Source organism: Eubacterium sp. MSJ-13 (genome assembly GCF_018918235.1).
Classification (GTDB): Bacteria; Bacillota; Clostridia; order Lachnospirales; family Lachnospiraceae; genus Butyribacter.
Genome location: NZ_JAHLQE010000082.1, coordinates 17530 through 29482, shown reverse-complemented (window position 1 = coordinate 29482; position 11953 = coordinate 17530). Strand labels below are relative to the sequence as shown.

Annotated in this window: 10 protein-coding genes; 1 reads left to right on the top strand and 9 read right to left on the bottom strand. The window is 37.6% G+C overall.

All coding sequences use genetic code 11. From position 1 onward, the window contains the following. From KQI69_RS05080 to KQI69_RS05045, 8 genes are all read right to left on the bottom strand, one after another. Nucleotides 1-230, bottom strand: a 230-nt coding sequence (locus KQI69_RS05080; protein WP_216564265.1) for a hypothetical protein, incomplete at its 3' end; no start/stop codon positions are given. 249 nt (nt 231-479) lie between these two features. Then, entirely contained in the window at nt 480-3116 is a 2637-nt protein-coding gene (locus KQI69_RS05075; RefSeq protein ID WP_216564264.1) for a cation-transporting P-type ATPase, read from the bottom strand. Between the two features lie 151 nt (nt 3117-3267). Then, nucleotides 3268-3870, bottom strand: coding sequence for a TerD family protein (locus tag KQI69_RS05070; RefSeq protein WP_216564263.1), 603 nt, complete (start codon nt 3868-3870; stop codon nt 3268-3270). 21 nt (nt 3871-3891) lie between these two features. Next, nucleotides 3892-4473, bottom strand: a complete 582-nt coding sequence (locus KQI69_RS05065; protein WP_216564262.1) for a TerD family protein — start codon at nt 4471-4473, stop codon at nt 3892-3894. 55 nt (nt 4474-4528) lie between these two features. Next, the gene (locus KQI69_RS05060) at nt 4529-5110 is read right to left on the bottom strand and encodes a TerD family protein (RefSeq protein WP_216564261.1); all 582 of its coding nucleotides are present in this window, start codon (nt 5108-5110) and stop codon (nt 4529-4531) included. 103 nt (nt 5111-5213) lie between these two features. Beyond that, nucleotides 5214-6350 carry a toxic anion resistance protein gene (locus tag KQI69_RS05055; RefSeq protein ID WP_216564260.1) on the bottom strand — a complete coding sequence of 379 codons (1137 nt, stop codon included), beginning with the start codon at nt 6348-6350 and terminating at the stop codon, nt 5214-5216. A 94-nt stretch (nt 6351-6444) separates the two neighbouring features. Further along, nucleotides 6445-8814 carry a YceG family protein gene (locus KQI69_RS05050; RefSeq protein WP_253289005.1) on the bottom strand — a complete coding sequence of 790 codons (2370 nt, stop codon included), beginning with the start codon at nt 8812-8814 and terminating at the stop codon, nt 6445-6447. A 10-nt stretch (nt 8815-8824) separates the two neighbouring features. Continuing rightward, the gene (locus KQI69_RS05045) at nt 8825-9415 is read right to left on the bottom strand and encodes a rhomboid family intramembrane serine protease (RefSeq protein WP_216564259.1); all 591 of its coding nucleotides are present in this window, start codon (nt 9413-9415) and stop codon (nt 8825-8827) included. Between the two features lie 266 nt (nt 9416-9681). Here KQI69_RS05045 and KQI69_RS05040 point away from each other — a divergent pair, with 266 nt between their 5' ends. Then, complete coding sequence (locus tag KQI69_RS05040; protein WP_216564258.1) at nt 9682-10650, top strand: HpcH/HpaI aldolase/citrate lyase family protein; 969 nt, start codon at nt 9682-9684, stop codon at nt 10648-10650. 119 nt (nt 10651-10769) lie between these two features. Here KQI69_RS05040 and KQI69_RS05035 read toward each other — a convergent pair whose 3' ends face one another. Continuing rightward, nucleotides 10770-11933: a cysteine protease StiP family protein gene (locus KQI69_RS05035; RefSeq protein WP_216564257.1), complete on the bottom strand. Its 1164-nt coding sequence runs from the start codon at nt 11931-11933 to the stop codon at nt 10770-10772. Nucleotides 11934-11953: the final 20 nt, after the last annotated feature.

Below are 11953 nucleotides of genomic sequence, written 5' to 3'. Positions count from 1 at the left end.
CAGCTAATAGTGTTATGAGCAAGTAGCAAAGCGGATTGCGAATATCCGCTTGACTTATTTTTCCCTGTATCCTTATCACTATCACCACTAATACCAAAAATAAACATAAGTAGCCCCAATATCGCAACAAAATCAGTCAGCAGCAACTCTGTATATATAATATGAAATATCAGGACACACACGATAATAGCCACTCCTACTATGCAATCCCTTCTTTTTTCCGTTTTCATCCTTTTTCTCCTCTCTTGCTAAAAAACAAAAATATCCTTTTAAAAACATGAGGTGCAGCACACTCGTACCACACCCCATACTTCTATATTTGCCAAGTTGTTAAGCTATTTTCTATATTTCAACATCCATCACTTGCTTCTCTATTTCCTGTTTCTGAGTATAAGTGATAAAGCACACAATTCCGCCACAACAAGGCAGATTATTATAGGAACAGTCATGCACATACCCTTCTTTCGCTAGGTCTGTTTCTATTTTCGTACTATCAGCTTTCTTATCATATCTACCGGAATAATAAGTACAGCGAGCACCATTGACACAAGAAGCGCTTTTACACTGAGCATTGTTGTGTCGAATACAGGACCGCCTATCTGAATTATAACAGTCTGCAATACAAATATTGCCCCCATTACAAGTCCAAAGTTTTTATTCTCACTGATATGCTCAAAAAGATTAAATCTCTCAGATCTTGTATTTAAACTGTTAAATATTATCGAATAGATAAAGAAGGCAAACATAAATGTCTTTTCGTAGAGTTCAGGATTTTTGCATCCCTCAGGCATTACAAATGATGTTATACCGCCTACATTCTCAAGTATCAGTATTGAACCTAATGTAATAAATATAGCACTGACTCCGATTGCTGACTTGATATATCCCGTAAGAATATTGTCTGTTCTCTTTGCAGGCTTTTCATCCATGTATCTGTCAAGGATAGGCTCACCACCAAATGCCATCGCTGCAAGTGTATCCATGATAAGGTTTATCCACAATATCTGCACGATAGAGAATGGCTCTGTCCATCCGAGAATAGGTGCAAGGATGTTCATAAGAAGTGTACTTATATTTACCGTAAGCTGGAAAATAAGGAACTTTCCAACTGATTTAGCCATTGTTCTACTGTTAAGTACGCAGTCTTTAATCGAAGTAAGACTGTTGTTAAGGATAACTACATCTCCGGCTTCCTGTGCAACTGCAGTTCCGTCACCCATTGCAAAACCAATATCTGCCTGTTTTAATGCAGGTGCATCATTTACACCGTCACCTGTCATACCACAGACATTGTCAAGCTGCTGTGCGATAGATACAAGACGCTTCTTGTCAAGCGGTTTTGCACGACTTACTACTCTAAGATGTGGAAGTTCCTTTTTAAGCTCATCATCTGACATCTTTTCAAGTTCCTCATGCGTAAGAACAACATCGTTCTTCTCATCCACGAGAATACCGGCTTCTTTTGCGATAGCTGTAGCAGTCTCCTCAGCATCACCTGTTACCATGACAACCTGTATACCGGCACCGTTAAGCACCTCAACCGTCTCAATGGCATCTTTTCTGACATTATCTCTGAGACATAATACTGCAAGAAGTATCTTCTTTCCGTCTGCTATCTTTGCAACAGATAAAAGTTTCATGGTTCTCTCAGCTTCAACCATCATCTGCTTGCCAACTTTTTCTTTGTCAGCGGCAGTAAATTCTTTTATACTTCCATCTGCTGCCTCATAATGGGTAATCTCGTCAATTATCTGCTCCGTAGCACCTTTCCAGTAAACTACGCCATTTTTAAGTTCTACGATAGCACACTTCTTTTCAGAATCAAATCCATTATTTTCCTTGACTCTTTTTTCTATGTCATCCTCATCTATCTTTGCATTGTTGGCAAGAGCATAAGAAAGAAGTGCCCTGTCCATGTTGTTGCTTCCGATAGCCTTTCCCTCTGAGACTTTTGCAAGGTTATTGACTGTTATCGCATCTATAAAGTCATCATTTAAAAGTTTATCCGTAATCTCACCGTCACCTGTGATAAATTCTACCAAAGAAAGATTTCCCTCTGTTATTGTTCCTGTTTTATCACTGAACAAAAGATTCATATAAGCGGAATCTGAAAATGCGGCTTTGTGGCTTACAAGAATATTCTTTTTGTACATTGATTCCGTATTCATCGACTGTACAAGACTGTTCATCATAGGAAGACCTTCTGGTACAGCCATGATAACGATAGAAGCCATAAGCATTACTGCCTCTGCTACAAGCAAAATAACAAATACCGGAGTGATAGCCTCATCTGCTCTCACGATATTTAATACAACCTGTAAAACACCTGCTATCGCTGCTGCTGAAACACCAAGTTTACCGATACCTGCTGCCACCACTTCAAGTTTAAGGCTTGAAGTATCTTTTCTTTCTTCTTCCTCATTATCTGTAAGTGCCTTGTTTATCTTACCAAGCTCCGAAGCATCACCGATAACTGTTGCTACCATATATGCCTCACCGCTTGTCACAACAGAACCCATGAACACTTTGCTCGCTGATGAATAATCTGTTGATTCTGCATCATCCATATTTTCTGCTGCCACCTTTGACTCATCTCTTGACTCACCATTCAACGCAGCCTGCGAAACCTTTACATGCCCGTCAAAAATAAGACCGTCAACAGGTACTTTGTCACCTGCCTGAATAAGTACCGTATCACCTTTTACTATCTCATTTGTAGAAATCTTTAAAAGTTTTCCATCTCTCATTACTTTAGCAAAAGTTTTACTGTACTCTTCCTGCAAAGCCTCACTTCTTGAACTGTTTCTATACTCTGACAATGTAGAAAAACCTGTTGCAAGTGCTATAGCAAGAATGATACTCACGATCTCGATTGCATCGTTTCCACCTGAGATAGCCGGAAATATAACTCCGAGTACCGCAAGTACGATCTTAAGCAGAAGTGCGAAACATAAAACTTTTATCCAGATATCATCAAATGCACCGATAAACATAGATAATAATGATTCCTGCTCTTTTTTAGCAAGCTCATTCGTTCCAAACTCCGTTTTACTCTTAGCTGCCTGTTCACCGGACAAACCTTTTTTAAGGCTGTCTTTTTTCATTATTTCACTCATGATTAGGAAATTTCCTCTCTTTTTATGGTTTACCCGCAAAACTTTTTATCAGGAGCTGCCTCAATAAAAAATGTGGCAGCTCCTTTTAAAGTATCACGCAGTAATTTATTTATATTATCCCATTACTGAAATAATATAATCACATTTATACTCAACAATAACGTCTGCAAAGTTCACCAATATTAGTGTCAGTAGTTCCCTGACCGATGGCATTGAACTTCCATTCTCCCTTGTGTCTGTAGATCTCACCAAATATCATCGCGGTCATGCCCGAATAGTTGTCTGAAAGATTATACTTGCACATCTCCCTGTTCGTCTTTCCATCGACAATCCTTATGAATGCATTTTTTATCATTCCAAACTCCTGTTTTCTCTTTATGCAGTCATAAATATTTACTACGATAACTATTCTGTCATATTCGGCAGGAACTTTTGAAAGGTCGATAAGTATCTGTTCGTCATCCCCCTCTCCTTCACCGGTAAGATTGTCACCCATGTGTCTTACCGTTCCGGATTTATGCTCAAGATTTCCAAAGTAAACTACATCACTTTTATCACAGAACTTTCCATCTTTCAAAAGGATAGCTGTAGCATCACAATCTATATCAGCGGGTGCAGAACCCAGTAAAGAAGATAAAAATCCTTTCTTGCCACTTTCTGCCGCATCCCAGCCAAGCCCGACAAGTACATTTGTAAGACCTGCACTTTCCTTTGTCAGACTAACCTTTTGTCCTTTTTGTAAACTAATTGACATACCATTTTCCTCCCTGTGATCTTATTCAACATCAACGCCATAATTTGCACATAATGCAGCAAGACCGCCCTGATATCCGCTTCCTATTGCATTAAACTTCCACTCGTTGTTATTCTTATATAATTCTCCAAATACAACTGCCGTTTCAATAGAGAAGTCCTCGCCAAGATCATATCTCAACATTTCTTCACCTGTCTCCTCATTATAAATCCTTATAAATGCATTATTTACCTGTCCAAAATTCTGTCTCCTCTGTTCAGGCTCATATATGGTCGCTGTAAATGCGATCTTTGTGATATTATCAGGAATCTGTGTGAGGTCTATCTTTATCTGCTCATCATCTCCATCACCTTCACCAGTGAGATTATCTCCCATGTGCTGCACCGCACCTGACGGATGAGTAAGATTTCCATAGAATACAAAATCATCAGATTTCGCTACTTTTCCTGAATCCCCAAGTAAAAATGCTGCGGCATCGAGATCGAAATCTCCGCCTGTATCAAACTGATTTACATCCCATCCAAGGCCGACTACGACTTTTTTAAGTCCCGGATTTCCCTTTGTAAGACTGACCTTCTGTCCTTTTTGTAAACTGATTGGCATCGTATTATCCCTCCTTATATAATACAATAAAAATCAACTATTTATTTTTATTACACTAAGCTACTTCAATTCCATAATGTCCGCAAAGTGCTGCAAGACCACCCTGGAATCCGCTTCCTATCGCATTAAACTTCCACTCTCCATTGTGTCTGTAGATTTCTCCGACTACAACCGCTGTCTCTATCGAGAAATCTTCTCCGAGGTCATATCTTATTATCTCCTCGTTCGTATCCACATTGACAAGTCTGATATAGGCATTTGAAACCTGTCCAAAATTCTGCCTTCTTGTCTCTGCATCATAAATAGTAACAGTGAATGCAATCTTTTCAACATTTGAAGGAATATCTGTAAGATTTACTTCTATCTGCTCATCATCACCTTCTCCTTCACCTGTAAGGTTGTCACCCATATGCTTTATGGCACCTGATGGATGTTCAAGATTTCCATAAAATACAAACTCTTTTTCTGTCGGGCATTTGCCATTTGAACCAAGCATAAATGCTGCTGCGTCAAGGTCAAAATCTGCTCCCGAATCAAATGCGTTTACATCCCATCCAAGACCGACCATAACATTTTTGAGTCCTGGATTTCCTTTTGTAAGATCAACTTTCTGTCCTTTTGATAAATTAATTGGCATAACTTATTTCCTCCTTTAAATGTATTATAACATTAGAATAAAAATTAGCATACATATATGCTCAAAAAGTATATATGTATAACTATAATAGTAAAACCTTTATTTAACTTTTAACAGTGCCACCATAATTTTCCATAAATTCTTTCTTTATCTGGTCAAGTCTGGCCGCATCGTCAACACGCTGCTTTCTTGCATTCTCCTGAATCGCTCTCGTCTCATCAATACCATTGACGATAGTCCTCCATGTCTTTTCAAGAGTCTCAATCTTTATTGAACTTCCTGATGCAAGTTTCGCCGTCATCTTTGACTGCTCAACAGTGTTCTGTGCATTCTTTATAAGCATTTCATTTGTTTTTCTGTCAAGCTCTGCCATTGATTCGGCCTGAATCTTCTGCCTCTTAAGCATTATAGCCTGTGCAAGTGCCTGTTTAAACACAGGAAGTGTAACGATAAATGCAGAATTTATCTTTCTGACAAGATTCATATTGCTAAATTCCATTGTCTTTATCATAGGAATAGACTGCATTGCGACATTCTCTGCCGTTCTAAGGTCCTGTGTTCTCTGTTCAAGCATCATAAGTGCATTGTTAAGACTTGCAAGCTCAAGCTGTATCGCATTGTCGGCAGTATTTTCATAATCCTGCTGTCTCTGTGCTATATAATCCTCAAGTTCCCTACACCCCTGCTCACCCGCAAGAATATATTTTACAAGCTGATGATAATAACCCACATTTGCATCAAACATCTGATTTAAATTTCTGTTTGACTGCTTAATCTCACTCTCATACTGTTTAAGCTGAACATATATCTTATCAACTTCATCACCCATAGTATGATATTTTTGAAGAATCTTATCGAGCTGCTTTCTAAGATTTCCAAAAAGTTTGTTAAAAAGACCTTTGTCCTCTTTAAGTTCATCAATGTCAAACTTCGACATAATCTTAGATAATGAGTTAAGCATCTCGCTCGACTCGTCAAGCTGACTCATGCTCATACTATTAAGCACGATATCTGAGGCCTTTGAAATCTCCTCTGCCGCCTCAGCACCAAAAGAAACTATCGTTTCTAGATTGTTTACTTCTATCGTGCTAACCAGAGCATCAACCTCGTCAGAACCTACAAGCTCAGCGTTCATCTGATTTCTGTCCTCGACAATATCATACGCCTCAACTGTTTCAATCTCGTTCTTTACCGGTGCCTGAACAACAGCCGGCTCTTTTTTTCCAAAATCAAGTCCCATATTCCTCTCCTTTTTTATTATGTTGAATTTATTACTAAACTACAGACAGCAGTATTTTTCATACTAATCCCCATTTCTGAGCATTTTCATACTATCACCCACGTCTGAACAACCTGTCACGCCATGATGTGTGTACACTCAATGAAATACTGTTCCAGTTTGGTATCTGAAGATCATACATATAATCTCCTATCTGGTGTTCTTCCATCAGTTTCATATTAAAATGATTTTCCATATTGTACCCCGTAGGTACAAACAAAGCAACATCAAACCCCAGAAGATTCAAAAAAGATATATATATAGTGTCCTCCAGCGATATCATCGCCTCTGAAGTATTTATATAGAGCAGCTTAGGATTTTTCTTTGTAAAATCAAATGCCTGTAAAAGCCTTGTCACTTCCTTAGGAAGATTGAGCGCCATAGCAACTATCGTATACTCCGTTCCATTTTCAAAAGTTCCCTTAACCGACTTTTGCTCTATCAGAAGTTCAAGTTTATCAAGAATGTGCTCCTGCATCTCCTCTCTCAGAAATCCATACTGATATGCCCTGTGACTTTTTATCGCATTTCTGTGAAGCCTGCCATTCTTAAAAAACTCTGTAGCAAACATCCGCATTGGATTCGGATCTGCAGCAGAAAAATGCGGTGCTCTGTCAATCACCAATGTTTCAGGGGTCATGAGCTGTTTTAACATTATCCAGTACTCCTTAACATTTTTATCCTTAACACCTGAAAACTTCGAGAACATTACGGGAATATTTACAATGCCGTCAACTGTTGAAAATCCCGGCCTGTATTTTAATTCCGTATCCCACAATATCTTTATCTCACTGTCCATAGTCTGCAATGATATCGTATTGGCCTTACCATACTGCTGATTTCTAAACAATGTATCATCATTGTACATAATATCATCAAGCTCTCTCTCCGCATGATATGCCACCGTCCCGATATGTGCTGCTCCACTCTGTATCGGGAATTCCTTAACCGCAAGCTGCTCCTGATAATTTATCTCATATAAAAGTTTATCCTCAAGGCAGCACTTTTTCCCTGCATTTGGACACAATATCAATACATCTGTCCTTGTCCTTGCAAGAAACCTCATAAACAAAGCCTCATTTTCATCACTGCAGCCGCCCATATAGATAAAACAGGACACCATATCGTCATTTAAACCCTTAAACAAAGCTGTCTGATACCTGTTTATATAACATAGAAGATATACAGCCTTATTTAAAAGTTTATTTAGATTTACATTTTGTCCAAGCCTTGCAGCCTCATCATAAATAACATCTATGAAAGCATTAACCATAAAACCTCTTACAACGGGGTTCTCCGGAAACTGTATATTTACCTGAAGGTCTTTTATAAGCTGATGCACATCTCTGTAATTTCCTCTTTTTATCTTCGCTATCTCGTCCGTATCAGGCTTTGGGACGGCCTCACTCACAACAACGATATTTTTCTCCATCGCCTTGAGGGAAAGATAGAACTGATAAAGATCATTTTCATATGTAAGTTTATCCCATACACCATTTATCCTGATATAACAGTTATAAAATAATTCCCTCTTTCCGGCACTCTGAATCCCATTTAAGGCTGTATCTGAAACATTCTGTGCTGTGAGGTCATCTGAATGTTCCTTACTTTTAAGTTCATCAAACTTCGCTTTTCTAGCTGAAACAGGCTGCAACAGATCATCAATGCCCTTTCCGGTTATCCAGACATTGGTGCAGTTTAATGTGTGCTTTTTCTGTCCTGAAACATCTGGACTTCGGCTGCTCATATCATTCTTTTGTAAAAGACCTTTTATACTGAAATCCGGTGAAAATCTTTTCATTCCACTATCTGTATATTCAAACGACTTTTCAAGAGAAGCATCAACTTTGAGATATGAAGTATCACCATGCGGCTGAACAAACACAACATCGCATCCGGCATCAGCCAGAACATTTATCAGCATAAACTCATACCCGACAATATCTCCTATAAAAAGAATCTTTGGAATATTCTCGCCATTCATCTGATTTACAACACTCTCAAACTTGTAATAAAGCCAGCACATAAACTTAATATATGCATTTTTAAGCATATTTTCATTCTTACCATTTCTTCTAAGACCGTCAAGCACATCGTATATAGCACCTGCGATATTTTCACGCTGAAATGCTCCCATACGCGGCAGCCACTTCTTTAAAGCACTGGAAATAAATCCCATGCTCATCTGAAAATCCCGTCCCATGATCTCCTCATAGTATGAAAGATTGTTTTCAGTAGGATTTCCAATCTTTCCATCTATGACAACTCCAGATTTTCTGGCAGCATTATAATATCTGTAGATAAATTTTTCTATATCCTCAGATGTGTTGTTGAAACGATAAAAATAAATTCCTTTTTCACTGCGTCCGCTAAGCGGAACAAAAAAATCATCAAGGCTTTGGAGCTTTATATGTTTTAATGTCAATTTACTCACCTCAATATTTGCTAACTCTACACTTATTCATCGCGATTCCAAGCACTGAACCGACCACACCTCCGATTATGTGTGTAAGATTTGATACATTGTCATGTACAAAAAGTCCGTCATGTATCTGTCCGCCTATATAAATGACTGCAACAAGAATAAATGTAAGCGGTATCTTTCCATCCTCTATGCTCGTCATACTCGCAAGCAGTATAAATGCAAAAACAACACCACTCGCTCCCATCAGAGCAACATCAGGAAAAAATATAAAATGAATGACACCCGTAACAAAAGCTGTGACAAGTATCACAAGCAGCGTATCCGCTGAGCCGTATTTTTCCTCCAGCAGAGGGCCAACCACGAGTATCATCATAATATTACCTAAAAAATGTTCCCAATTCGCATGGCCGAGAACATGGCCAAAAAATCTGAAATAAGTCAATGGATCTGTAAATGACGACCTATAGACACAAAAAAACAGTTTATCTGAAACACCACCTGTCACATATCCAAGTCCAAGCACACAAAGGCAGGCAATTGAAAATACCAGTATGACAGGTGAGTTAAATGAAATTCTGATGCCTTTTTTTTCTTTTTCCATCTCTCCCCCTCAAAATCATTAACCGAAATGTTTTTCCATTTTCTATGTGAAAACATACAATTTTTAACCATCTTTTACCATTTTAACATAAGCTAATTTAATATACAAGGATTATAGAAAAAGGTTTAAATATTTAATAAAAATGTTAGAAATGTATTGATTTATTACAACATATTCCGACTACTTTTTTTATATATTGTGTGCTATCATGTTATTTACATGAGCAACTAAAGCAATAAATAATTTTAAAGGAGTTTTAACAGGTTATGAAAAACAGTTCTATCTATTACAGCGTTGGTGCACTGTTGTACAGCCCCGCTGACAAAGAAAATCTGGCACAATATATTATTTCCGGAAAATTTGGTTCAGGCTACTCACTTGCCCTTTGCCTTGAAGATACTATAAACGACAATTTTGTAAAAGAAGCCCAAAACCAGCTTATTTCCACAATAAATACTATTTATGAAGAATTACAGACAAATGCAGACTTTTACCTTCCAAAAATATTTATCAGAGTCAGAAACCCCGAACAGCTAATTTTTCTTGATAAACAGCTCGGTGAAAGTAACGAAATAATAACAGGTTATATAATCCCAAAATTCTGTATTGAAAATGCAGATATTTATATAGAACAACTCCAAAAAGTAAATTCCATACATAAACATACAAAATATTTTATGCCTATCTACGAAAATTATTCAATAGTAAACCTGCGACACAGATATGACGATTTCTACATATTAAAAGATAAACTTGATCTCGCCAAAGAATATGTCTTAAATATCAGGGTCGGTGGAAATGACCTGTCGAACCTTTTCGGTTTCAGAAGAGAATGTGATGAATCAATACATAAAATATCACCTATTGCAAATATTTTTTCTGATATTGTCACTGTCTATGGCATGGACTATGTAATATCAGGACCGGTATTTGAATATTATTCAGGTGCAAACTGGGAAAACTGCCTTAGAAAAGAGATCAAAGACGATAAACTATGTGGTTTTATCGGAAAGACTGTTATACACCCAAACCAGATCTCCATCGTAAACAGCGAATATAAAGTATCCCGTAAAAATTATGACGATGCACTTGAAATATTGAACTGGAACACTAAAAATGATTCTCTTGTTTCAGGAAATGTCACCAAAGAACGCATGAATGAATACAAAACTCATTCCAACTGGGCACAAAAAACATTATACCTTGCCGAGAATTATGGCATTAAAGATTCATAATTTCTTTTTCCCATAATATTTATATTCTCAAAGTATCAAATCAAAAATAGTCAAGCGGATATTCACAATCCGCTGTGCTGCCTGACCATAACAAATATTAAAAACACATCCTAAATACTCTAAACATCTGATAAATGTTTTATAATACCACAACATTTATAATTTCTTAACGGATAGTACTCAACAGGCACATTTTTTTCAGCCGCCAGCCTTATAAGATGCCTCAGTTCCCTGGCATCTTTATTTTTTTCAGCAACCAGCACCTTCCATGGAACACGCCTTAACAGAACCCTTGTTGTCTCACCGATTCCGGGCTTGATAAAATTTATATCATCAATGCAAAAATCCTGCGCAATCTTTTTTACCTCATCAATTCCCTTTAACACAATATCACTTTCTGTTTTCCCACCAGCCTTCTCTATCTCTTTGTCTGCCATTTTTGCAAAGCTTTCATTATATCCCGAATCCCCCTCACAAATAGCTGACTCACCTGACTTAAACAAACATCTTTCATCCACTTTATCATTTAACACAAACTGATTTTCAATAGCTTCTATAAACTGGTATGACAGATCAGCATCTTTTAACTCACCATAATAAACAGCACCATGAAAATCATTTTTTCCGATAATATCACTTCTCAAAAAAGTTCTGCTGATAAGCCCCGACACCGTACTATTAAGACATGAACTCGGTATAAGGATATCCTCATGTGTCCCGCAAAGCTCTGTAACATTTGCCGGATCAGCAACAACTGCAATATCATCAGAAACACCATCATATGCAGCAATATCCTTCTTTAACTCATTTAAAATAGCACCCTTTCCAATCCAGCCGTCAACAAAAAGAAGCTGCCCCGCTTTAAACCTTTCAAGAAGATACTTCATCGCATTATCATCTATTCCCCGTCCCCTTATGATAGAAATGGAATAATGTGGCACATCAAGACCATATCTAAATCTGATATATCTTTTTATCAGAATCCCAATAGGAATACCAGCTCTTGCAAGAGAAACAAGAACAACATTTTCCCCCTTTAACTTAATTATCTTATCAGCAACCACACCAACAGCCCGCGCAACAACTCCCGAATAAAACTTTAATGCTTCCCTGTAAGTTTCCATATATTTTTCAGTTGGAACATATTCTATCGGAAGCATCTCACTGTAATGTTTTCCCGACTGAATAAGTTTCTCACGTTCTTCTGTCGGCTGTGGTTCTACAAGCCCTGTTATATCCTTTAATAATAAGATTACATCATCCTCTTTATATGAACTTCTCAAACTGCATCCTCCATCACATT